Source organism: Aeromonas sp. 2HA2 (genome assembly GCF_029237345.1).
GTDB classification, from domain to species: Bacteria; Pseudomonadota; Gammaproteobacteria; order Enterobacterales; family Aeromonadaceae; genus Aeromonas; species Aeromonas salmonicida.
In genome coordinates this window covers 22241-46298 of record NZ_JAACGB010000007.1, presented here as the reverse complement: position 1 = coordinate 46298, position 24058 = coordinate 22241, and the positions used below count along the sequence as shown (strand labels likewise).

Sequence of the window (24058 nt, the reverse complement as noted above, 5' to 3'; positions counted from 1 at the left end):
GCTGCCATGCATTATTTACATATTAATTTGCAGCCTATGGCATTGTTGCCAATTATATCCACCAAATGAATAGAGATAATCATTGAATATAATGACTCCGTATGGGCATGGCATTGCAATTAACGACAGTTTCATCAGCCAATATATTCTGTGAGCCAGCCCATAAAGCGAGCCGCGCTTCCTATTCATCCCGACACCAGCAGGTTATGGTTACATGGTGAAACAATCTACCGCATGCCCAATATCAGGCCAGACTTCTCGCCAACGAGTGCGCCATTACCAGTAGATCTGCGCACTTCTGCCCAATGACGAAGGAACCCTGTCGCCCCGATATTCCGCCGAGCCCGAGCCTGCTTTATCGAGGAGCATTTATGTGTGCCGAGCCGAATACCAAGCCACGCAGACAATTTCCCACTGCCTTTACCATTTTGTTTCTTATTATGTTGCTGGCCATTGCCCTGACCTGGATCATTCCGGCAGGGGCCTATTCCAAGCTCTCCTATAACCCGGCCAACCACACTCTGATGGTCAATAGTCCGAAGGGAGAAATAAGCCGGGTGCCCGCCACCCAGACCGAGCTTGAAAAACTCAATATCAATATCGGGGTGGAACAGTTCACCAGCGGCACCATCCGCAAGCCCATCGCCATTCCCGGCACCTATGAGCGGCTGGCGCAGGCCCCCAAGGGTCTCGCCGATGTGGCGGTCAGCATGGTCAAGGGCACCATAGAGGGGGCTGACATCATCGTCTTCATCCTGGTGCTCGGCGGGCTCATCGGCGTCATCAACAAGACCGGCGCCTTCAGCGCCGGGCTGGTGGCGCTGTCGCGCAAGACCCGGGGCAACGAATTCATGTTCGTGGCGCTGGTTTGCGTCGTCATGGCGCTGGGGGGCACCACCTGCGGGCTGGAAGAAGAGGCGGTCGCCTTCTACCCCATACTGGTGCCCATCTTTCTGGCGCTCGGCTATGACGCCATCGTCTGCGTGGGTGCCATCTTCCTCGCCGCCTCCATGGGCACCACTTTCTCCACCATCAACCCCTTCTCTGTGGTGATCGCCTCCAACGCAGCCGGCATTCCCTTCACCGAGGGGCTGATCTTTCGCGCCGTCGGCTGTTTGGTGGGCACCCTGGTGGTCATTGGCTATCTCCACTGGTACTGCAAGAAGATCAAGGCCAACCCGGCCTTATCCTACACCTATGAGGACAGAGACAGCTTCCGCGCCCGTTTTCTCAAAGAGGACGCACTGGATGAAGGGGTCCCCTTCACCCTGCGCCGCAAGATCATTCTGACCCTGTTCATCCTCGCCTTTCCGCTCATGGTGTGGGGCGTCTCCATGGCCGGCTGGTGGTTCTCGCAGATGGCGGCCTCCTTCCTTGCCGTTGCGATCATCATCATGTTCATTTCGGGGTTGAAGGAGAAAGAAGCGGTCGAGGCCTTCACCCAGGGCGCCTCCGAACTGGTGGCGGTGTCGCTGATCATCGGGCTGGCGCGCGGGGTCAATCTGGTGCTGGATCAGGGGATGATCTCGGACACCATACTGGCTTACGCCTCCGACTTGGTTTCCGGCATGCACGGCGCCGTGTTTGCGGTGGCCCAGATGCTGGTGTTCACCCTGCTGGGGCTGGTGGTGCCCTCTTCCTCGGGGCTCGCGGTGCTCTCCATGCCCATCATGGCGCCGCTGGCGGATACAGTGATGATCCCGCGCTATATAGTGGTGTCGGCCTACAACTGGGGGCAATACGCCATGCTGTTCCTGGCCCCCACCGGGCTGGTGCTGGTCACCTTGCAGATGCTCGGCATCCAGTTCAACCAGTGGGTCAAGTTCGTGCTGCCCATGGTGGGCTTCGTGCTGGGCTTTGGCGCCCTGATGCTGGTGGTACAGGTGATGATGATCTGAGGCGAACCTCACCAGAGAGCGCCCGGCCCACAGTGCCGGGGCGCTCTCTATGCAGCCAGGCTCCAGCGGCTCGGAGAAACGCCCTCTCACTCGCGCATCAATGACGCACCCTGCCCTGTTGGCGAAAACAGTAGAGCTTGAGGCTGATGTCGACTATGTCGGCGGGCAGTTCCTGCGCTACTTCGGAGAGGGGTTGATAAAGGGATGCCAACAGCAATTGAGCCTGCTGCTGGGTGATAATCCGGGCCTGTACGGCCGGCTGTATCCATCTTGGCAACATCGACATAAGTCCCCCTTGCCGATTGTCTCTTTCATTCGCTACGCGATGACGACGGTGTCACTTCATCACCGTTCTTTCACTCTCTTGCCAAAAGACCAAGCATAATGCTTGCCGTGATCTCTTATCGGCAATGGGAGCGCTTTATCACAGCGATTTATCAAGCAGTTGCCGCCAGCATGCACGATGCCCGGACCCGTCTCAGAGGGCAAACGCAGCCAATCCCCCTACAGCCAGAGACACAAGCGACGAGGGCTTGACGCAAAATGAGCACAAAGAGCCCATATGAATCGCAAAATGCAACGTCTCCACCCGATCCAGAGCAACATGCCCACGTCCCAGCCAGACCTCCACGGCCTTTGTCGCCAAAGCCCGACACCTTTTTGACGAGGGACTTTGCGGTGCAGTCAGAGGCTGTCGTGCCTGAGCGGTGCGCGCCTTGTTCATCCCCCGGGTTGTGCCAAGATCGCGACAAGCAACAGCCGCATCAGGTGATGCATTTCAGGAGAACGCAAAATGAACAAATCCATGTTGGCAGGTGTCGGGATCGGTGTGGCCTCTGCGCTGGCATTGTCGGCCGCAGCCAGCGGATCCCTGTTTTCATCCAAGCCCCAGTTTGCCGAGGTACTGGCCAGCAAGCCGGTGACCGAGACCATCAAGACACCCCGTCAGGAGTGCCGCAACGTGACTGTGACCCACCGCAAACCCGTGCAGGATGAGAACAAGATCCTGGGTACAGTGGTTGGCGCCGCGCTCGGAGGCGTGCTTGGCAACCAGTTTGGCGGTGGCAGTGGCAAGAAGGTAGCCACCGCTGCGGGGGCCGTGGCCGGTGGTTACGCAGGCAATCAGGTGCAGGGCAATATGCAGGCGGGTGATACCTACACCACCACGCAGCAGCGCTGCAAGACGGTGCAGGATAGCAGCACCCGTACCCTGGGTTATGATGTCACCTACCGCCTCGCCGGTCAGGAAGGAGTCATTCGCATGGACAAGGCCCCCGGCGCCACCATACCGGTCAAGGATGGCAAGCTGGTGATCGACAGCACTCAAGGCTGATCCTTACCCGTCAGGCTCCTGCGCCAAACGAAGGCCCATCATAGCGATGGGCCTTTTTATTGCGCACGCTCCTGCGCTGCTCACCAGCAAGGCATCGGACACGCCAGCAGCCTGAATTCAGAAGGTGGCAACTGCCGGCAAGGATCGTCTTGCACGCATCCTTGCCAGTCAAAAGGCCAGCAAAAAGGGGCCCGCAGGCCCCTTGCTCATCCTTTTTCAATCAATGGCGACCAAACGGCCACCAGGACTTGTCGTTATCCTTGATATCGACCAGGGTTTCCTGCACGACGCCCGGTTTGCCCCCCTGCACCTGCCGCAGACTCACCTTGAACTGCTCTGTGGACTCGACAAACCAGTCGTCCAGGATCAGCACCTTGATGGACTTGCTGCCCCCCTCACCGGCGGCCCAGCTCACCGACTGACTGAACCAGGGCAGGAAATCCAGTCCCCAGCGCGCCGTGATCCCCTCAAGGCCCAACTGGGCACGGGCCGGCTTGCTCAGATCGCCGCTGCGCACCACTGGGATCTCGGCAAACCACTGCCCCTCGTTCACCGTCATGGTGGCGCGGGCCAGCGCAATGGTGGACGGCGCCAGCTTGTCCTTGATAGTCACCAGAGTCTGGCTCTGCTCACCCAGCGCAGCGCCGCTCGCATCGAACAGTTCCAGAGTGAAGGTCTCATCCCCCTCGCGCAGGGTGTCGCTCTTTACCGGGATGCTGATGGTCTGGCTGTCACTCTGGCCGGCTGCCCAATTCAGGGTGCCGCTCAGTGGCGCCACATCATTGGCATCGGCGCTGCCAAAGACGATGCGGAAGTGCACGCTGGCCTCGCCATGGCTGCCATCGCGGCGGCTGACGGTGAGGCTCAGGGCGCTGCCCTCCTCCACGCTGGCGGCCGCGCTGTCCAGACTGATCACCCCGGCAGGCGGCAGCGGATACTGGATAGCCACCAGCACGGGATCGTGATCCGAGGCGCTGAAGGGGCCGTCCGATTTGGCCAGCTGGCCTGTGTACTTGCTGCCGTACTCAAAGAAGTTGCTCTCGGCGGAGTTGATGTGCCAATCCTCGATACCGATCACCTTGGCTGCCAGGCTGGGGTTGGCCAGGGCGTGATCCAGATTGCCAAGCTCACCTTCATAGCTGTAGGAGTAGGTGTCGGTGCCATGGAAGCGGGTATTGAGGTTCACAAAACCATACCCCTTGCCAAGGGCGTTGCCGCTCTCCTCGAAAGGCTGGCCCGCCAGCGTGGTGAAGGAGGCGCTCATGATCTGGCGCGGCTGCGCGGCAGGATCATAGCTGGTCAGCACCCGGATGGGGTCCTCCATGCCATAGGCGTTCAGGTCGCCGATGAGCAGCAGATCCCCGCTCATGTCCTTGAGGCTCTCCCCCAACACCTTGGCGGCGGAGACCCGCAGCGCGTTGCAGTGACCCTGACCATCCAGCGGATCGGCGCTGGCATAGTCGGGGTAATCTTCGAAGCAGGCGGAACCCTTGGACTTGAGGTGGTTGACCACCAGGGTCAGGGGCGCATCCCCCTTGGGTGAGCTGAATTGCTGTAACAGGGATTCGCGCATGCCCTGATTGATGGCAACCGGCTTGCCGCTGGCGTCCAAGGCCTCGGCCTGCTGCACCGGCAGCACTATGAGGCTGGCGGCACCTTGTGGCGTCACGCTGGCGGGTCGGTAGATGAGTCCCACCGTAATGGCATCGGTACCTATGGGCTGGCCATCCTGCGAGGCTATCCAGCGGTAGTGATCCGCTTCATCCGGCTGAGCGGCGTTGAGGGCCTCGACCAGATTGGCGATGGCGGAGTTGTCGCCGTAGCCGTTGTTCTCTATCTCCATCAGCCCCACCACATCGGCATTGAGGCGGGTGATGGCGCTGACGATCTTGGTACGCTGCTTCTCGAACTCCGCCACTGTCAGGGCGCCACGGTTGCTGCCGGTGGGGTTGGCATCCCCGCCCACCACTGTGGTGAAGAAGTTGAGCACGTTGAAGCTGGCGACCCGCAGATCCCCTGCCTCGGCGAGTTCAGGGGTTTCTACCCTGTCCCAGCCGCTGTGGTCTATGTCACTGCTGTCGATGCGGTTGCTCGCCACCAGCCGGAACAGGTTGTAGGAGTAACCCAGCGCCCCCTCCAGCCCGTTGAGTTTGTCGCCGATGCGCAGGTAGCCATCTTCGGCATTGAAGGCGGGATACCAGGGCAGCACCCCATCCGGCGTCTTGGCGTCCGTCTCCACCACCAGCTGATTTTGCTGGTTGCGCAGGGCCCACTGGCTCGCCTCCTCGCTTTGGGCAGCAAACTTCTGGGTCGACTTGATGAGGGGCGCACCATAAGAGAGCACCAGGTTGTTGCGCTTGCCGTCGTAATCGAAGCTGAAGTTGCGAGTCACCACCAGGCTGGACTCGGGCACCAGCCGCACCTGCATCCCCTCGTGGCGCTCCAGCAGCTGGTTCAGGGTCTCGCCCGCCACCGGCACCAGATCCACCGCCGGCAGCAAGGCCACCATGGGCTGGGTCACCACCAGCTGGTCTGCATTGAGCTGGGTCTGGTTGAAGTACTCCTTCACCTTGCCAGAAACACACACCTCGACCCCCGGCACTATGGCGCTGTTGGCCTGGGTGCTGTAGACGAAGAGGCCGTCCGAGCTGGCCGGATCCCCGTCCCCTTGCGGGTCCTGGATGAAGAAGCCCTTGTAGAGGCCGCTTACCACCTGAGTGACCACACCTCGGGTGGCATAGGCCTGCTCGGATTCAAACTTGCCGGCCGGCACCAACGGGCTGCTGCTGCCGGTGCCCTGAATGGCGGGCACGGGTATCAGCTGATCAACCGGGCAGACGAAGGCCGGGGGCAGAGTGCCATCGCAGGGGCCATCGCCACTGCAACCCAGGCCACTGGCGTCATCCTTAGGGGCAGCCACGTATTCAAGCGCCGGATTGAAGGGGCCAGCAGCATCAGTCCGGCCCTGATTGACAGTGGCTTTGCGGCGCAGTGTCATGTCCAGGGTCGAGATGCTGCCGGACACCCAGGCCGTGCCCGGATCCACCCCCACTTGCCCGAAGCTGTCCACTATCTCGCTGCCGCGATAGAGCACCAGGGCATCGTCACCGTTGAACACCAGGTTGCCGCTGGTCTGATTGGCCTTGGCCAGGATCTCGGCGTTGGCGGAAGGATTGGCCAGCACCAGGCTGGCGCCCGGGGCCAGGGTGCCTTGCAGCGCCAGGCTATTGGTGGGGGCATCGGTGAGAGGTTTGCCGTTGGCATAGAGCGCCAGCCGGTATTGAGAGAGGTCGACGGGCGTCGCGCCCAGATTACTCAGCTCCACCGCCTTGTTGTTACTGGATCCTTCCAGATATTCGCTGATCAGCAGTTGTGCCTGTACCTGTCCTGACAGCGCCAGCCCGACCGCGAGCGCCACCAGAGAGTGTCTTCCTGACATAGCCAATGTTCCTTTTCTTATTAGCAGATATGTTATTGGCGCCCCGCGTTATGCGGGCCGCAGCACCTTATTGCACGTATAAAAACAACGGATATAGGCCCCTGGCCAATATCGCGCCTACTCTGCCCGTTTGGCCGCACCACCGCCGCGAGCTGGCTAACAATTACAGAAAATTGTTGCGAACTGGTGACGGGAAATAATGGGATAAAAAGGATAATCGGATCATCTGACTGCCATCGCACAAGTTGTGGCATTTGCTGCCGTCAATATCTCGTTGCGGCGCAGAACATGGCGACACAGGCTGACATAAGAAGCAAAAACAGCAGCTTGAAGACAGGGTGCCATCACGGCTTTCATACCCTCGCGCCGGGGATCACCCGGGAGCGAACAGGGTAATCTGGCAAGAAATAGCAACGACAATGACAAAAACACGGCTATGCAGAGGCGCATGACCGCATCTGACATTTACGCGGCTTACCGAGGAAAAATATCGCCCTATTAATGACAAATGAATTTATAGCCACCTCCTCGATCAATATCCATGCCCTCATCTTTGGATTACAGAAGGAATATGTACCATGCTGATCTCCCTTGCATCCTTGCCCTCATAAAAAGGGGACCGACCATGCAAAAACCCATTGTCTTTACAGCTACACCTATGGCAAGGAGGTGTGGGGTGCCATGGTTCTGCTGGCATTGACGGGGGTGCTGGCAGGATTCGGACTCTACTCTCAGTTGCGCTCCGGCAAGCATGGCTGCTCGCCTCTGCCCGAATGACAGAGGTGGTAGATCCTGCGGGCCATGTTAACGACTGGTGTTCAACTGTTCAGATGCAACGCCAGCCAGACTACCAGGGGGATCACCACCACCGAGAGTGCATTGCCGCCGAGCACTATGCTGGCCACTTTTTCCGGCTGGCACTGGTACTGCTCGCACAGCATGTAATTCAACACCGCCGGGGGCAGCGCCACCGACAGCATCAGCAAGGGTAACCACTCCGCCTGTAGCGGCAACAACCAAACCACCAGCCCGAATGACAAACCGCCAGCCAGCAGGTAAAGCAGGTTGCATTTGAGTGCCAGGCCAAGGTGGTCCAGTTCCCCCTCCATCAGCCGAACACCTAAGGCAAACAGCATCAGCGGCACCGAGATCTGGCCTAGCAGAGTCACGCTGGTCACCAGGTATTCCGGCAACGGTATCTGCAAGTTGGCCACCAGCAAACCGGCGAAGGCCGCCCACAGCACAGGGCTGCGCAGCCAGAGCCAGCGGGAAGTGTTGGCCGAGAGGATAAACATGCCCACCGAGAAGTGAAGCAGGTTGGAGAGCACGAACAATATGATGATGGCGCCGAGCTGCTGCTCGCCAAAGGCCAGCACCATCAGCGGAATGCCGAGGTTGCCTGTGTTTCGAAACATGGCGGGCAGGATCAGTGCCGGCCTGCTGATCTCCTTCAACCTGAGCAGGGAGAGCAAGAGTCCGGGCAACAGGATCACCAGTACCCCCGCCGCGATCAGTGGCAGATGGGCCATCAAGGCCAGCGGATATTTGACCAGCGCCGAAAACACCAGCGCCGGTGTGAACAACTCTATATTGGCCCGATTGACGTAACCCAGGGCCCCGCCCGGTCGCAACCGACCATAGAGGGCACCGAGCCCCACCACGGCAAACACCGGTATGACGATATTGAGCAGCGCACTGAACATGAGCGGGTCCGTTTACAATTCGCGGGCGGGTGGCCCCATCAGCAGTATGGGGTCCAGCGTCACTTCCAGCTCGCCGTTGCTGACCCAGAGCTGACCGTCGGAGATGGTGCAGGTGAGGTGCATGGTGCGCGCCACCATGGCGGTGAGCGGCAGTGTCTGTGTGTCGGAAAGCTCGATCACTGTGAGGTTTTCGTGCTGGCTGAGCTTGCCCTGATTCTGCTTCCACCAGACGCTGGTGCCACGGCCCCCGTAGAGGTAGAGCACGACGTGACGGGAGCGGTTGCATGCTTTTTTCAGGCGACGCTCGTCCGGCTGACCCAGCTCAATCCAGAGCTCAATCTCATCGGAATAGTTCTTGCGCCACAGCTCGGGCTCGTCATCGGCAGAGAGACCCTTGGTGAACTCCAGACGCTCGGCAGCATGCCAGGCGAAGGCCGCCAGCCGGATCATCATGCGCTCATCGGTCTCTGAGGGATGACGGGCCAGTGTCAGGGAGACGTCCTGATACTGGTGGCGGTCCATGTCGGACAGGCTGAGTTGAGCCTTGAATACGGTTGCCTTGAGAGCCATAGAAAATCTTGGATACCTTGAAGTGGTCAATCCGGACCGGATCAATCCAGAGTGGAAAAACTGCGCGCCAGTGTAATCAAAATCCGCGCCAGGTTCGACCACCTTGGCCATGCATTTGGCCGATATTCCGCGGTTCACTGCCGAAAAAGCGTTAAAAAACAGCAACCGGCCCATGGCATTCGTACAACCTTGCCAGATGGCAGGCTGAGCCGTCTGGCAAGGGGAAACCCTTGAAAAACAAATGCCAGTCCGAAGACTGGCATTTGGCGGTATGAACGAAAGAAGCGGATCACTTCTCGGCGGACTTGACCCCGAAGGCATTGAGCAGCAAGCAGCAGGTCACTGCCACTGCCACAAACCCGCTCAGGAAGATAAAGGGCATGGCCCCGTATCCCAATACAGTCCAGATGGTTTGTTCAAGCAGACTCATTGTGTGTCCTTCATCCAGTGAAATGGGTGTCCCTTTCGTGACGGAGTTATCTCCCCGTTCCTGATAATGCTATTTGAACCCAACAGTTGCCTGAGTCCTATGCCACCAAAGTAATAAATAGGGGGCAAGTTTGCGCTGGATCAATTATTTGGCCCTTGCCCAAGGAAAATATGGCCACAATTCCATCCATTGTCAGCGTGCGCCCCCATACCAGAGCAGGAAAAGTGGGAAAAAGGGCTCCAGCAGCAGGCGTTTGGATCAAACATCTGCCGTAAAGATCACCTTGGATGACTGGATTCACTGCCAGTTTGTACTCCTGGGAGTGGAGGAACGTGCAAGAAACCATCTCGAAAATGGGCCTTTCTCGACAGCAATACACCGACAGAAACCGTGCAGTATTGACCTATTTTACCGCTGACACTCACACTTTTATGTAACAAGAGCTTGGCCCAGACGGCAACCTTGTGGCACTCTGGGACGTCAATGGACAGACTCACAGACACCTCGGGTGTCACCACTGCAAAAGGAGCAACACAGATGGCCAAAGCCAGCAAGAAAGATATCAAGAAGAAAATCGCCGCTCGCCTCGAGAAAATTGCCAAGCACGAAGGCAAGATCAAGAAGCTGAAAAAAGCCCTGAAATAAGGGTCGGCACGATAAAAAACCGCCTGATTGTTATCTGGCGGTTTTTTTATTTCCGCGTCATTGCTGTGCCGTACCCGCTGGCCATGCCTGCCAGCAGGGGGACGTCACCAGTACCTCTTGCTCCAGCCACAAGCGGCTTTCAATCAGATGCATAAATACCGCGGCCAGCACCTGGTCCGGCTGAGCCATCGCAAGACTGCCTCGCCAGGGGGTCTTTCCCCTGCTGCCCTTTTGGCCTTCCAGCCGACGCGTCAGAGGGCGAGCATAGTGGTGGACGTACTCCATCAGATTGCAAGGCAACCAGAGTGACAGGGGACGGTTGACCGCATTGGCCAGTTCGGCGGCAATATCCAGGCCCCGCTGATCCAGATCGCCAAAGTGAGCCCAGGGAATGGTCGAAGGCAGCAACGGGAGCAGTTGCCTTGCCAAAGACGTGTTACGGCCAGGCACATAGATGAGTAACTCCCCGGCTTGCAGCGGGTAATCCACGAAAGCCCCCTTGTTCTCCACTGTCACTATCTGCCGCCCTTGCCACGCTATGCCCTGCAGCCTGGACAAACAGCGCTCCGGCAAGGCCAGCTCCCCCAGAAAGGTCATCAGCGGCGTCATGTCCTGCGGTTGGCCGTGCAGATCAATGAGTGACAGCGGGGTCAGGGTGCGCATGCGGATCACCTCATCCTGCGTCAGCAAAATCTCGATGGGAACCTGGTCGGGAACAGTGTCACTGCGCGGGTGTTTGCTATCCCCGTGCCAGAGGGCATGAAAACTGGCCTGATTGAGGGGGGACGGCAGCGTCAACCCGAGTGCCTGCACGCTGTCACGCTTGTCCGGCTGTTGTGGCGCCACTTGCGCCAGTTGCTTGGTGAGATAGTCAATCCCCGGGTCAGTCAGAAGATAGCGAGCGCTGCGCCCGAGCGGCTTGACGCCGCCGACCGCCAGCAACAGGGCCAGCAACTCCCGGCCATGCTTGCTATCGAACGAACACCCCCTCTCGTTTTGCTTGTCCAGCAAGCGGGCACAAAGATCCTGTACCCGGCTCTCATCAAACAGTGACATCACGGCTCCTTGTTACGGCGTCATATGAGTAATTAGAGGTGATTTCACCGTCCATTACCGTGATCGGTCTCGCGCATGAGCAATGGTCATGCGCAATGCTAGTGGCGCCGTATCGCACACCTGCTTGGGGCAGCACGACAGGCCTGGTCGACCAGAGCCGACCACAGAGTAACTGGCAAACCCGAGGCAAACACGGCAAGCTGGATGTGTCTGTGTTGGCCAGACGCGTGCCTCTGTGGGGATGCGTCCCTTGTTGACACCCTATTCCCGAGGGCACCTCATGAACCAGTCGACAGAAAAGCAGCCGGTTTCATCCTGGCATGTGTCGGACATCCGCGAGCTGGCCAGATTGCTCACACAAGCCCTGCCCGCCGCAATACAGATCACGGAGGCTGTCCACCAGGCGGTATTGAGTGGCATGGGCATAAAGGGCAAGAGTGAGGGGAAAACCCGGGGCATCACAGGTTTTGTCTACCGGGGGATCCACAGGGCGGCCGACCAGCTCGGCAGTGGCGTCAATGCCGTGCTCGCCCGCGTGCCGGTACCGCTCGCTCAGGAAGCTATCCCCGAAACCCCCAAACGCGCCGCCCTGCTCGCCACCCTCAACGGCGTGATGGGAGACAAACTGGTCGCCAGCCACAATGCCCTCGCCACCCCCATGACACTGCGCTATCAGGGGGTGCCCCTGAACTGGCACGCCATACCCCCTGAACTTGCGGGTCAAAGCCGGGTGCTGCTGATGGTGCATGGCCTGTGCATGAATGATCTGCAGTGGCAAACCCAAACCAAGGGGAAGGACAAAGAGCAGACGCTCAACCATGGGGAGATACTGGCCAGCACCCTGGGTTATGTGCCCGTCTATCTGCGCTACAACTCAGGGCTGCCGATTTCGCAAAACGGGCGGGAACTGGCGAGCCAGCTGGCGCAGCTGGTGACTCACTGGCCCGGCCACATCAGCGAGATAAGCGTGCTGGCCTACAGCATGGGCGGGCTGGTGATCCGCAGCGCCTGTCACTATGCCAGTCAGAGCGAGGCGAGCTGGCCTGGCGTCCTGAAAAACCTGGTGTTTCTGGGGACCCCCCATCATGGGGCCCCCCTTGAACACGCGGGTCACTGGCTGGAACAACTGCTGCCTGCCACCGCCTACACTGAGCCGTTTGTCAGGCTGGCACGGCTGCGCAGTGCGGGTATCAAGGATCTGCGCCACGGCCCCCTGCTCGACGACCAAGACCATACCCGCGATACAGCGTCAACGGATCCGCGCCCGCCTTTGCCCCTGCCAGCAGGCGTCGTCTGCTTTGCGATAGCCGCCACGACGGCCGCCAAACGCAATCTGTTGGCAGATAGATTGATCGGCGATGGCCTTGTCCCCCTGCGCAGTGCCCTTGGGCAGCACAAGGAAGCCCGCCACCAGCTGGCATTTGCGCCATCACACTGCTGGATTGCCTATCGCACCAGCCATATGGCCCTGCTTGGCAGCCCCCAGGTGACTCGTCAACTGCTGCACTGGCTCACGCCTCTTCACCAACAAGCAGAGGATGGCAGCCAGTCAGAGAGGAATGCACAAGCAGTTCCCCTTGCTCAATAAGCTGACATCCGCCCCCATAATGAAAAATCCGCCAGCTGGCGGATGTTTCATTGCATGTCGGTCACATCAAGCGGGCACGGCCGAAGACCCTGATTGAGCTGCCGGGTTCGGCCGGGATCTCGGCGTGCAGGTGTGACGCCATGCCCATATCCTCTCCCTGAAAGAGATCTATGATGCCGCCATGGGGCCAATGGATATCGCGCAGATAACCGGCAAAAGCAGCCGTCGCCGCGCCGGTGGCTGGATCTTCGTAGACGCCGCCATAAGCAAAGGGATTACGGGTGTGAAACAGCTGCTCACGGGCGGCATGGGCCAACAGTATGGTCACCAGCCCTTCCCTTCGCATCAAGGTGCGCCCCTGCTCCAGCTCATACTCCATGGCCGCAAGGGCGGCACGGCTGTTCAGGGCCAGCACCAGATGATCGGCGCCGCCATGAATGAGAGCGGGTGGAATACGGGGATCCAGATCCGCGGGCGTGTAACCGAAGAGATCCAATGCGGCGGCCACCAGTTCGGCCGGGGCCGGTTTGCTGTGAGTCGGCGGCGATTGCAGGGCGGCCTGCCAGTGCCCTTCCCCATCCAGCCAGCCCGATACCTTGATCACCGCCTGATTGAGGTGCAATCCATACTCCCCTTCCCCAAAGCGCTGCGCCAATGCCACGCCGAGGGCTATGGTGGCATGGCCACAGAATGGTACCTCGGCCTCGGGAGAAAAGTACCGTACCCGCCATTCCCGCAGCTCGGCGGTTGGCTCAACTGCCTGTGCGCCTTGGGGCAAGGGCGTTGACATGGGTGCAGCGAAAGCGGTTTCCGAAAATCCCACTTCAGCGGCAATATGCTGCATCTCGTGTGCGCCAGGCAAGCTGGCGCCAATCCAGACACCGGCAGGGTTGCCCCCTTGCAGCCCATCAGAAAAGGCGGCGATACGCACCAACTCGGGCTCCAACGGGGAGGCTAGCTCCTTCATGATCACTCCTTGTTCTCATGCTGCTTGTTTACATAGTGACGACTTCATACTGGCTGCTTTCATGCTGAAAAGGTCAGCACCCATGCTTGACCATTTATGCAGCCCCAAGACAGAGCCTCTTGCAGACCTGACCAACGACCCCATTCACAAGAGAAACACGCCAAGCTTACCCGTTAAATTAAATGGCGGACAGGTGTCGCTTGGGCGCCGCGGATCCGGGTGCTGGCAACTAACCTTGAGGTGCGTGTCTGTATAGGTCTTGCCGTGGAGAACCCTATGTATTCTTACACCCTCACCTTCAAGGAGGAGGTCGACAAGTTGACGGCCCCCGAGCAGGAGATCCGCCTGCAGAGCCCGGCCCAGGCGGGGGACTTTATTATCCTCTCCGATGGCAGCCGCCATCAGGTGATGTTTGTCACCCACCGAGCCCACTACAGCAGCCTCTATCTGGACAAGGGGGTGAGGCTCCCCCCAGAACCTGGTTATAACTAGACACGTACGAGCAGCGGCATGCTATTACTGACTACTTTTTCGAAAGTCTTCGTACTCATGAAACATCGCCTTTGCATGCTGCGCATCGATAGTTGAAAGCAATGCCACTGATGGACATCGGAGAACATCTGACGTCATTTTAGATAGTTCCCCTTTAATAAAACTACTTTTATTGGTTAGATATACCCCATACATATTTTGGTAAATAGTAAATCCATTCATCTCATTTAATACAGTACCAACACGCCATAGGGTTGTTCCTTTATGGTCAACAAAACACAGTCCTTGTTGATGCAATATTCTCGGCATAACATACGAGTTTTTATTATTTGAGCACTTGATGCTATCAAGAGATACATGCAACGGAGGTGTATTACCAAACCGATAATATATCGAATCACCCTTACTGACATTCTCACAGGGAAGATATACTTTCAGCAGAAAGTCACCTACTTTGGAAAATCTATCCAACTCGGTCAAAAGCCCATTTGATTGTAAAAAGAGTTGGCCTTCCCCCTGTGGGGCTACCACGTTGAGTAGTAATAGTTTATTCTCCTGCTCATAGCTTTGAATAGATAAAGTGCCATCATTAGCAAGTACTGAACTAACACCAAATGACATGAAATAAAATATATAACAAAGCAAAAAACTATAATTAACTTTCATTTTCGATATGCTTCATCAATGCTTTAATATGGTCCAGACAGTCTATTATCTGCTGTTTATGAGTATCGTCCATCAGATGAGCCTCGATTTCTTTACAGCAATTAACTATTTCATCATGTCTGACCATCAAGAAAACCCCTTTAATTCTATGAATCAACATAGAAAACATATCGATATCATTGTCCACATAAGCGTTGCGAGCCAAGACAAGATCTGCCATTGTTAACTCTTGCAGCATTTCAACAAATGAGGCGCTCTTAAGCAGATGATTATTATCGGCACTCGTACTTTTTAACTCTGCAAGTTCCAGGTGATCAAGGTGTGCCATTAGCTCACCGTATAGCGCGTTATTATCTATGGGCTTGAACATACAGGCATCCATTCCTGCCGCCATTCCTTTCTCTCTGTCCTGAATAATACCGGAGGCAGTCAAACCCAAAATAATATGTCGAGTACAGCCAGAATCAACCTCGTATTGCCTCAACGCTTTAACCAGAGTGAAACCATCCATGCCCAACATCTGACAATCGGTTATAATGATATGAATTTCCTCTGATTTTACAATTTCTAACGCTTGCCAACCATTGTCGGCCTCATGAATGTTCTCAAACCCTAAAGATGTCAGCCTACGTCGCAGCAGAATTAGATTTACAGGGTGATCATCAATAATCAACAAATGTACGCTAGCAGGAAAAATAATACTTCCTGATTTCTCTGGCGCCTTGTGCTTGACTGGCAATGCTGCCATGTCAACAGGCTGATAAGGCAGAACAATGTTAACTTCTGTCCCCTTACCTATTTCACTCGAGATCGCAACATCACCTCCCATCAATTCACAGAGTCGCTTGGTAATATTCAACCCCAAGCCGGAGCCTTGGTAGCTAGATTCACCATGAACCTGAACAAAAGGTTTAAATAGATCGGCTAACTTATCACTATCAATTCCAATACCAGAATCCTGAACACTTATATTGATTCTATTATTAGTCTTCCAGGCAGAAACCATGATAGTGCCTTCATGGGTAAACTTAACTGCATTTCCAATCAAGTTAAACAGTATCTGTTTGGTCCTAAGTGGATCAAGTTGAATCAGACAGTTATCCAGCTCACTCTTCAAGACTAGATTTAAACTCTTTTCTTTGGCCATAGTTGAGAACATGGAAACAACGTCACGTACGAGATCGCCAATGTTTATTGGTGACAACTCTAACGATAATAATCCAGCCTCAATTTTTGTTACATCCAATACATCACCCACCAGACATAATAGACCATCGGCAGCAGATTTTGTGTATTCCAACTCTTCTCTATCAATATCACAAAGTGATGTACGCTCAAGCACCAGCGTCAAAAATCCATTGATAATATTTATTGGGGTACGTATTTCATGGCTGATGGTTGCAATGAATTCAGACTTGGCTTGATTGGCTAGATCAGCTTCATGTTTAGAGAGCTCCAGTTGCCGGCATATCTCATTGCGCCAAGTGACATCAAACCACCCCCAAAGCACCCCCGTAGAGTCGTCATATATATTATGATAAGGAATAAACCATTCTTGAATATCTATAAGAGAGCCTGTTATATTTACCTTATTATCTCTTACCACAATTCCCATATCCCTGACAACTTTACCTACTACATTTAAAAAATCATCGTCATCACTAAAGAAACTGAATAAATTCGCCCCTTTTGTACACGCTTTTGCATATCCTACGGCCGTTAAAAACGCTTTATTACTATATATCACAGTACCATCAGCATTGATCAATGTCACTGGATGAGGTAACCCATCCAACAGGCTTTGCATCAAATCAAGTTGACCTAGCAGCACTTTTTCCAATTTTTTTCTGGTACTTAGTTCATGATGTATTCGGTAGGAATATAATATATATGCAAGTAGAAGGGGCAGTACTATGCCTGCTAACACTTTAATTTTGTCTGCATACTGAGCATAAAACCCTATCTTTGGAAGCGGAGTTACCCTCCAAAAGTAAGCAATATCAGATAATGCTGATGGTGAAATAGAGGCCATTGCTGAATTCATGACTTCCAACAGCGGTTTGTCATTTTCTTTCATAGAAAAAGCACGCGGCAGAGTCGGTGGCCCCACTCGCTCAATGACTTTATATGATCGTTGACTCAAAGAAGCATAATAGTCAGCTAAATACTGAGGTACAATCGCAAAATCACTATTTCCATCCTCAAAGTATTGCATTACCTCCCTGTCATTATTGAGTGCAATAATGTTTTCATATTGAATACCTGACCATGAATTCAGTATATCTAAATATTTTTTAGATATAACCACTCTGTTTGTTTTTTTTATTTCACCTACAGTTGAAAGCAACACCAAGAAATCATCTTTATTGTAATAAATAGAGTGTAGAGTCTCAGCTGAATGTATATCTGACAGGGTATTACCTATCATATCTATATGACTTGACGACATTGCTTTATCTAGCGCTTCAGAGCTGTCATATGATATAAAATCAAATGACAAGCCACTTGCATATCTCACATTATTCAGCACATCTATAATGATGCCCTGCCACTGCCTTGTTGGATCAATAAATGAATATGGAAAATCATTCGGTATCAAACCAACACGAACAACCGGCTCACTAGTTAACCATGCATCAGCTACTGGGCTTAATCTCTTTAATAATTTGTCAGAAACTTTATAGCTCCCACCACGCCACCTCAGTGCAGTCAAGCCCATGAGAGAACTTTTTTGCATTTCAGATATCAGCCTATCAATGATTTTTTTCAATGGTGGATTGTGACCTGCTATAAAAAACTGAAGCGGTGCACAACTTATTTTAGTGCGTTCCTTTACAGGGAGGCCATTGAGGCGGCTTTTATTGAGATATGTAAGTGAGCTGATACTACCAACAACTGCATCAGCCTTGCCAAAAACAACAGCATCATAAGCATCAGTAATATTTTCGAATGGTATCAACATTGCCTTTGGATATGCAGAAGCTAATGAGTCAACATCCATTCCACCTGACTCATAAGCTATTTTTGGCTCGTTAACATTGGCACTAATAGACTTTATGCTTGCAAGATACGCACAATTATCCAACATGACATTTGAACTGAACAGTCCAACTTTTTTAGTGCTAGCATCAGGTAATAATGATGAAATATTAAGGATATCAACACTTCTATTTTCAATCGCTGATAACGCTTGTTGCTGCGACTCAAATATTTTAATGGTTACATTTTTTCCGGTTAACTTTGCAAGGACACTTAATATATCCGCGCTTATACCTTCCAACTTGTTATCTGATGTAATCACTTCAAAAGGAGGGGTGAAGGGTTTGACAATACCGACAACTATGCTCTCGCGCTGCGCCAACCAAGTTAACTCGCTCGAAGACAGGTTTTGTTTAAAATTCTTTATATAATCAAGTCCAAAGCTGGGTTCACTAGTTTCTGAAATGGTTCTTTGACTCAATGCCAATACCTCCGCATTGACATAAAATGTGGAAAGCATACATAACAAGATGGTGATATATTTGTATTTTTTCATCCTCCCTCCATTTTATATTCTTATCAAGATACAATAAATAAACCCAGAAATTGACACCGCAATTGCTATTGCATCATAACGCTATTTAAGCATCATCATTGGTCTTGTTTGTTTCAGCTCTAGCTATTTCAATCAATTCAGCAATATTACTTATCTGTAGTTTTTCAAAAATTCGCTTCTTGTATGTACTGATTGTTTTTGGGCTTAGGTTGAGGTCTGCAGATATTTTGCAATTACTATCACCTTTAGCCAAAGCTTGAAAAACAGAAAACTCTCTGCCCGAAAGTGAGCTCAATGTATCGAGGTCGCAAGCATTACCATCACAGAGGCTAATCGCAGCCTCAGTGAAATAGGGATAGCCTGATTGAACGAGTTTTATCACCATGGGGAGTAACTCAAGCGACTCAGACTTATGAATATACCCACAGCCGCCAGCAGCACGTACTCTCGCAGCCAGGTACTGGCTATCAGAGCCTGAGAGTACGATCACCTTGCATGGGTACTTATATGGACGGATTTGCTCCAACAACGTCAGACCATCCATCCCCGGTATATCCAGGTCGAGCAGAACAATATCCAAGCTCAAAGAACGGATTAGTCGCAGCGCCTCTTGGCCACAGCCGGTCTCAGCCACTACCTCCGCCCCTGCACGACGCAATGTATCGGTTAGAGCAAAGCGGATGGCAGGATGATCATCAACGACCAAGCAACGGAATTTCTCGTTCATATTACACCTCATTATCTGTGGCTCTTCTCTACGGCCATCCAACAGTCATATAGTGAAAGTATTCATTGATGCCGATGTGTCAAACTCCATTTCGATCGTATGCAGAGAATGAACACTGACGGATGGCTGAAAAGGTCACACAGGCTACCGCGCCAGACGCGCAATAACAATACATAAAAGAGGGTTAAAAGGCATTTGATTGGTACATATAGCCAATATAGTTGAGTTAATTGATATAAACAACCCAAGTGATTCATCCAAAATCATATGAGTCTTTTATTTCAACAAACAACAACAAGCAACAGGTACTTGAGGGGAAATGCTGGCACACATTGTCATCAATACAGCACAACGCGGAGACACACGGTCACCTTCCGCAGAGAAAGGGACCATGTGTTGTGATGCTTGTTGTTGCTCCCCTAACCAGCGATCAGGTAGCAACTTCCCCAGACTACAATGGCAGGTAAATTTAGTATTTACTAACAGCGAGATAATGTATTGCACTTAATATATGGATTCACGGACACGTTGTGTATTACGTACAGTTACTGACTCCCCATATCGATTTACTCATCTTATAATCTCGACTATATAACTCAAGTAATCAGTTCCCAGTATAATTTAGAAGATCCATACTCTGGTATATATCAACACCCACTAAAACTTTGATGCCAGAGTTACCACTACTCATATCGCATTTCAAGTGTTGCTGTCGCCTCAAATTCCCCTGGGTTAACCTCCAGCGTCGTTTTCACCAGATAGAATTCAAGTGGGATGTTTATTTTTTGTGATGAAACAGGTCCTGTCTCAGGTGTTCTTCCCCAATGTAGCGTTTCCCCAAAACGGACTTCATGTTGACTACGCGCCATATTTTTATAACGCATTTTAACACCCACTCCCTTGGCTGAGCTATCAAGGGTATCAGACATGAGCATGATATTGTTCATCTGTTGTTTTGCCGGGGTGACGCGAAATCCCACATTTGTGCCGAGATCACAAACCAACTCAAGGTCTTGACTGCGCACTAACTGAGGTAATGGCTCCTTATCTGGGCTTCTAAGATCGTCCGCATGTATGGTCTCATAATCAATTGCCATACGTGCAGTGTTGAGCATACACGAGCGAGCAAACAAAGGGATAGATGGAAACTCTAATGAATATAGAGGATAAGCTCCACTTTTATTTTTATAGCTTACATTGATAGGCGAAGGTGAAATATCACGACCAGGTTGCAGCATCCCAGTAATGTAATAAAAATAAAAATCGTCATGTACTCTTATTGTATTTCCAGATTTAGTTAAAGAACGCTCCATATTTTCAGAATGACTATAAGACATACGCTTTTCATTGCCATCCACACTATTGCGCCATACGAAGCCAACAGAATCCTGCATACCCTTCAGCAAGTTCACCATCCCTATATTAGAGGTCGACTGTGTCGAATAACCAGATCCTGTATGGCTCATAACGAGTAGCGGCCATGCCTCTCCCTCAGCTACATCATCACACGTTAGAATTGTCTCAAACTGAACTATTGCTATCGGATCCGGGCTGCCTGGCGAACGATCACGTTGATAGTCGTAGTTCAAGTTCATTGCTGGGCCACTTATTACTCGACATTCAGCGTGTACTTGCCATGGCAAAGCAAAAGCCGCAACAAACAGAAACACCCATATTAACTCATGCTTGGTTAGCATCATCTAACTACCTATTTTGGTCTGTATTTACATCATCACTGTTACTGCACTGTAACACTGCCTGATGATAGCTTTGCCCTGCGGTCGGTGCACTCGGCAGACTATAAGGTACAACACATTGCATCTTGTCTCCTTTGATAACAAGTACCCCAGCAGGCTTATTCAATAACGCCATCGCTCTACCATGCGGGTCTGACATCGCCAATAACTCACCATCTTTACTTTCAAGCTGAGTGCCAAATGGAAGTATTTTACCGCTCGCACTACGTAGTTCAAACTGGGCTCTAATGACTTTCCTGGCAGGAAATACCACTTTGGTTATTGCACCCTTACGTGGAACTACCTGACTATCATTTCCATCAATTTCGACATCATCAGGCAAGGTCTTAGCATCTATTTTAACCCAATTTCGTTTATAAGGAGTAAAGGTACTTAATACGGCATAGCCGTTATTACCTGTCTTGGCATTCTGTCCAGCAAAACCGACACTTTCCGTGTCCTCGACTTCTGCAAGAATAAATCCATCCATAAAACCAGGAGCCAAGTTTATACCGCCCTCATGTGCCACGAGCGAGCCATTCCAACTGGCATGAAGTGCACGATAATTCTTGCCTTGGCTGTATCCAAGGGAACCATCACCGTATCTGCCACGGCCACTACCACTAGCTGACCAGCTTTGATTATCAGCATGGTCTGTATTGGCACGTAGACCATAACTGAATTGTTCGTATGAGCCACCAATGCCCATATTACTGTAGCTATTGTCACCTGTATGGCTGGAGCCTATCGAGAGCCAGTTACGTGCCCCCCCCCATTGCAGAGGCATGGAAAGGTTAACCGAAAAGCGAGTGTCGTCACTGCCATTTCCTGCTCGGCTCTTTTCTACATTGACGTTGTAACTCAAACGCTGCCAGCTATTGCTATAGCCTGCGGACAAGCTGGTCCGGCTTTTTTCTGCGCCCCAAAACTCGTCATAATTAAACGACAGATTCAGACTGCCATAGCGATCCGGTAATGATTGGCTGATGGCTGCAGACAATTGTGCTTTACTGTGGGAAGATTGTTCTTGTGCCTGTTCTTTACTATCCGCTATATGATCGTTCAAGGTCCGATAATTTTTATCAGAGTAACGCATGGCCGTAACACCAACGGTCGTTCCCGTCTCCATAAACTGGCGTGAGAAGCGAGCTCGATAACTCTGGCCTCGCACATGTACATCATGACGGGCAAGACTATCTGAGTGAGTAACATCAAAAGACATGGCACCAAACGATGTCCCCAACCCGACCGCCATATTGAGGGCAAAATAATCTTTTTTGCCCTGTAAGCCTCCCCCAAGGGTAACGTTAGAGGTCAAACCATAAATAACTTCACCACTACCAAACCAGCGATCCCCCAACAATTCACTATCATCAAGCTCACCCAGATTAAGGCGATAACGTGTTGCCCCCTTGGGCACCATGATGGCGTCCATCCCGAAACCTTGTGTTTGAGTCCGTTGACTGCCATCCGCTTCAATGATGGTGATTTCCAATTCACCATTGCTGCCTCGCGTCGGAATATCCCGCAACGTAAAAGGGCCTGCTGGTACAGAAGTGCGCAACAACACCTCTCCTCCCTGACGAATTTCCACAGTCGCATTGGTTTGTGCAACACCACTTATCACGGGGGCGTAGCCACGCATGTGCGCAGGCAGCATCTGCTCATCGGTCCCCAGTGTAAGACCGCGCAAGCGCGGCGCACTGAGCAATTGTGACTCGGCATAGACCTCACCCAAGGCTAACTGGCTGTTCCAGCGGGTGATATCGCGCTCGGCATAGCTTTGTTCGCTACGCCATGTCAGCTGGCCATCGCTGTAACTGGCTGAACCATGGTTGCGCAAGCGCCAGGGGCCCACATTAATACCCGATGTAAAGCTGCCGTTGTGGCGCTCGCTAATTCCCCGACCACCCTGCTGATTCCAATGGCTGCTCAGACGGTAATTAACAAAGGCTGCCATAATCCCCTGATCCCACAATGCAGGAGAGACTTCATCTCGTGCAATCTTGGGCACCAGCTCCAGCGGTAAACTGATGTCCAGTCGCTGGTTGCTTCCATCATACTGCCAGTTACCATACTCAATATTTTTTGGATCGATACAGGTTGGCCAAGCCTCACCCTGTACGCCCAGTGTCTTGGCTAATGTCGGCATATCAACGCCGATACGCTGCAATAAATCGGAAGGCAAGCAAGGGGAAACCTCGACGCCTTCCTGAATAAATGTGACCAGTTCTCGAGCAACAAGTTGCTGGTTCAGAAACAGATCTACCCGATAACTACCCGGCAGGATGGCACCTTGGGCAAGAAACTTGTCGAGATCGACCTCCAACCCCTGCATAAAGCCGGCATTAAATGTCAGTTTGTCGTTCACTGGCATGCCTGAGGCAGCCAACACGCCCCCACCAGAGAACAGCGAAAGCATGATCACTGGCCCCGATATGTAAAGAGACTGCATATACACCTTCATATGGGTTCTGATGACCGGCATTACTACTGGATCAGAGTTTCTTTCTTTATTAAGGAGAGACCAGGGTCAACCCTTGTCCTATGCCTTGATTCAATTGAACTTGCCATGGCATATGCGCACCGAAGTCGTTGACTATGGTCAGTGACAATGCACTGCTAGCGATCAAGCCAGAAGCGGGAAGCACAAGAGATCCAAAGGGTGCAATCGTGTCACCACCAAGGTCATGCTCGCCCTGTGCGACGGAAGACAAATTGATGAAGTAAGGGGTCGGGTTGTTGATGGTAAGCTCGCTATTTTTTAACGAGAGCGTCAGGGCTTTAGGAGCCTCCATGGCCTTGCCAGGCAAGCCCGCAGGGCGATAGAACACCTTGATCCGTTGCTGCACGGCCAACTGGATCACATTCTGCCCCTCGGCCTTTTGCGGGATCTCCTGCACCGCCAACCAGTACATGGATTCGCGATCGGCTGGCAAGCCGCTACCAGCGTAGTGGACCCGTAACAATTGCTGACTATCACGTTCCAATTTGGCAAGTGGCGGCGTCACCGCAAAAGGCGGCACAGGATCTGTTGGCTGATGCTTGTCTAGCCAGCTTTGTACCAAACGCACATCGCCTTTATTCCGAACCGTGACAGAAACCTCTCGACTTCCCTTCTCAAAAATAAGTCGGGTACTAGACAGCTGGATAGATGCATGAGCCGACCAGGCACTAAGTACTAGTGCGAAAAATGAAATTAATCTGATAATCACTTTAACCTCGCTTGATTGATTTCAACAACCCACCACTTAATAAGCACATCTATCAAAC

At 52.7% G+C, this 24058-nt stretch carries 17 protein-coding genes; 4 read left to right on the top strand and 13 right to left on the bottom strand.

From position 1 onward, the window contains the following. Nucleotides 1-371: 371 nt before the first annotated feature. Nucleotides 372-1898 carry a YfcC family protein gene (locus GWQ29_RS11110; protein ID WP_275919436.1) on the top strand — a complete coding sequence of 509 codons (1527 nt, stop codon included), beginning with the start codon at nt 372-374 and terminating at the stop codon, nt 1896-1898. A gap of 97 nt (nt 1899-1995) precedes the next feature. Here GWQ29_RS11110 and GWQ29_RS11105 read toward each other — a convergent pair whose 3' ends face one another. Next, nucleotides 1996-2184: a hypothetical protein gene (locus GWQ29_RS11105; protein WP_034523758.1), complete on the bottom strand. Its 189-nt coding sequence runs from the start codon at nt 2182-2184 to the stop codon at nt 1996-1998. Between the two features lie 507 nt (nt 2185-2691). On the opposite strand from GWQ29_RS11105, the gene GWQ29_RS11100 reads away from it, so the two are divergent. Beyond that, the gene (locus GWQ29_RS11100) at nt 2692-3231 is read left to right on the top strand and encodes a glycine zipper 2TM domain-containing protein (protein WP_096119549.1); all 540 of its coding nucleotides are present in this window, start codon (nt 2692-2694) and stop codon (nt 3229-3231) included. A gap of 220 nt (nt 3232-3451) precedes the next feature. Here GWQ29_RS11100 and GWQ29_RS11095 read toward each other — a convergent pair whose 3' ends face one another. The 5 genes from GWQ29_RS11095 to GWQ29_RS11075 all read right to left on the bottom strand — a co-directional run bounded on the left by GWQ29_RS11095 (nt 3452) and on the right by GWQ29_RS11075 (nt 11074). Next, nucleotides 3452-6670, bottom strand: coding sequence for an ExeM/NucH family extracellular endonuclease (locus tag GWQ29_RS11095; protein WP_275919435.1), 3219 nt, complete (start codon nt 6668-6670; stop codon nt 3452-3454). Between the two features lie 818 nt (nt 6671-7488). Then, nucleotides 7489-8373: an AEC family transporter gene (locus GWQ29_RS11090; RefSeq protein ID WP_275919434.1), complete on the bottom strand. Its 885-nt coding sequence runs from the start codon at nt 8371-8373 to the stop codon at nt 7489-7491. Between the two features lie 12 nt (nt 8374-8385). After that, nucleotides 8386-8943, bottom strand: a complete 558-nt coding sequence (locus tag GWQ29_RS11085; protein WP_275919433.1) for a YaeQ family protein — start codon at nt 8941-8943, stop codon at nt 8386-8388. A gap of 289 nt (nt 8944-9232) precedes the next feature. Further along, nucleotides 9233-9373 (bottom strand): TIGR02808 family protein, encoded by a 141-nt coding sequence (locus tag GWQ29_RS11080; RefSeq protein WP_005301193.1) that lies wholly within the window; start codon nt 9371-9373, stop codon nt 9233-9235. 702 nt (nt 9374-10075) lie between these two features. Further along, nucleotides 10076-11074, bottom strand: coding sequence for a Wadjet anti-phage system protein JetD domain-containing protein (locus tag GWQ29_RS11075; RefSeq protein ID WP_275919432.1), 999 nt, complete (start codon nt 11072-11074; stop codon nt 10076-10078). 280 nt (nt 11075-11354) lie between these two features. On the opposite strand from GWQ29_RS11075, the gene GWQ29_RS11070 reads away from it, so the two are divergent. Then, nucleotides 11355-12662 (top strand): alpha/beta hydrolase, encoded by a 1308-nt coding sequence (locus tag GWQ29_RS11070; protein ID WP_275919431.1) that lies wholly within the window; start codon nt 11355-11357, stop codon nt 12660-12662. A gap of 61 nt (nt 12663-12723) precedes the next feature. Here GWQ29_RS11070 and GWQ29_RS11065 read toward each other — a convergent pair whose 3' ends face one another. Further along, nucleotides 12724-13629 carry a PhzF family phenazine biosynthesis protein gene (locus tag GWQ29_RS11065; protein ID WP_275919430.1) on the bottom strand — a complete coding sequence of 302 codons (906 nt, stop codon included), beginning with the start codon at nt 13627-13629 and terminating at the stop codon, nt 12724-12726. A gap of 276 nt (nt 13630-13905) precedes the next feature. On the opposite strand from GWQ29_RS11065, the gene GWQ29_RS11060 reads away from it, so the two are divergent. Next, nucleotides 13906-14121 (top strand): hypothetical protein, encoded by a 216-nt coding sequence (locus GWQ29_RS11060; protein ID WP_021139308.1) that lies wholly within the window; start codon nt 13906-13908, stop codon nt 14119-14121. A gap of 24 nt (nt 14122-14145) precedes the next feature. On the opposite strand, the gene GWQ29_RS11055 is transcribed toward GWQ29_RS11060, so the two are convergent. The 6 genes from GWQ29_RS11055 to GWQ29_RS11030 all read right to left on the bottom strand — a co-directional run bounded on the left by GWQ29_RS11055 (nt 14146) and on the right by GWQ29_RS11030 (nt 24000). Next, the gene (locus tag GWQ29_RS11055; RefSeq protein ID WP_275919429.1) at nt 14146-14787 is read right to left on the bottom strand and encodes a hypothetical protein; all 642 of its coding nucleotides are present in this window, start codon (nt 14785-14787) and stop codon (nt 14146-14148) included. Beyond that, a complete protein-coding gene (locus GWQ29_RS11050; RefSeq protein WP_275919428.1) occupies nt 14777-18322 on the bottom strand; it encodes a transporter substrate-binding domain-containing protein in 3546 nt (1181 codons plus the stop codon). The genes GWQ29_RS11055 and GWQ29_RS11050 overlap by 11 nt, the downstream gene beginning before the upstream one ends. An 85-nt stretch (nt 18323-18407) precedes the next feature. Beyond that, the gene (locus GWQ29_RS11045) at nt 18408-19049 is read right to left on the bottom strand and encodes a response regulator transcription factor (RefSeq protein WP_021139305.1); all 642 of its coding nucleotides are present in this window, start codon (nt 19047-19049) and stop codon (nt 18408-18410) included. A 683-nt stretch (nt 19050-19732) separates the two neighbouring features. Beyond that, nucleotides 19733-20749 (bottom strand): fimbrial protein, encoded by a 1017-nt coding sequence (locus GWQ29_RS11040; protein ID WP_275919427.1) that lies wholly within the window; start codon nt 20747-20749, stop codon nt 19733-19735. A gap of 4 nt (nt 20750-20753) precedes the next feature. Continuing rightward, nucleotides 20754-23156 (bottom strand): fimbria/pilus outer membrane usher protein, encoded by a 2403-nt coding sequence (locus GWQ29_RS11035; RefSeq protein ID WP_275919426.1) that lies wholly within the window; start codon nt 23154-23156, stop codon nt 20754-20756. A gap of 145 nt (nt 23157-23301) precedes the next feature. Beyond that, on the bottom strand, nt 23302-24000 hold the full coding sequence (locus tag GWQ29_RS11030; RefSeq protein ID WP_275919425.1) for a molecular chaperone: 699 nt from the start codon (nt 23998-24000) through the stop codon (nt 23302-23304). Nucleotides 24001-24058: the final 58 nt, after the last annotated feature.

Coding starts and splice junctions, on each gene's coding strand:
- GWQ29_RS11110 (WP_275919436.1), top strand. CDS start 372: ATGTGTGCCGAGCCGAATACCAAGCCACGCAGACAATTTCCCACTGCC.
- GWQ29_RS11105 (WP_034523758.1), bottom strand. CDS start 2,184: ATGTCGATGTTGCCAAGATGGATACAGCCGGCCGTACAGGCCCGGATT.
- GWQ29_RS11100 (WP_096119549.1), top strand. CDS start 2,692: ATGAACAAATCCATGTTGGCAGGTGTCGGGATCGGTGTGGCCTCTGCG.
- GWQ29_RS11095 (WP_275919435.1), bottom strand. CDS start 6,670: ATGTCAGGAAGACACTCTCTGGTGGCGCTCGCGGTCGGGCTGGCGCTG.
- GWQ29_RS11090 (WP_275919434.1), bottom strand. CDS start 8,373: ATGTTCAGTGCGCTGCTCAATATCGTCATACCGGTGTTTGCCGTGGTG.
- GWQ29_RS11085 (WP_275919433.1), bottom strand. CDS start 8,943: ATGGCTCTCAAGGCAACCGTATTCAAGGCTCAACTCAGCCTGTCCGAC.
- GWQ29_RS11080 (WP_005301193.1), bottom strand. CDS start 9,373: ATGAGTCTGCTTGAACAAACCATCTGGACTGTATTGGGATACGGGGCC.
- GWQ29_RS11075 (WP_275919432.1), bottom strand. CDS start 11,074: ATGTCACTGTTTGATGAGAGCCGGGTACAGGATCTTTGTGCCCGCTTG.
- GWQ29_RS11070 (WP_275919431.1), top strand. CDS start 11,355: ATGAACCAGTCGACAGAAAAGCAGCCGGTTTCATCCTGGCATGTGTCG.
- GWQ29_RS11065 (WP_275919430.1), bottom strand. CDS start 13,629: ATGAAGGAGCTAGCCTCCCCGTTGGAGCCCGAGTTGGTGCGTATCGCC.
- GWQ29_RS11060 (WP_021139308.1), top strand. CDS start 13,906: ATGTATTCTTACACCCTCACCTTCAAGGAGGAGGTCGACAAGTTGACG.
- GWQ29_RS11055 (WP_275919429.1), bottom strand. CDS start 14,787: ATGAAAGTTAATTATAGTTTTTTGCTTTGTTATATATTTTATTTCATG.
- GWQ29_RS11050 (WP_275919428.1), bottom strand. CDS start 18,322: ATGAAAAAATACAAATATATCACCATCTTGTTATGTATGCTTTCCACA.
- GWQ29_RS11045 (WP_021139305.1), bottom strand. CDS start 19,049: ATGAACGAGAAATTCCGTTGCTTGGTCGTTGATGATCATCCTGCCATC.
- GWQ29_RS11040 (WP_275919427.1), bottom strand. CDS start 20,749: ATGATGCTAACCAAGCATGAGTTAATATGGGTGTTTCTGTTTGTTGCG.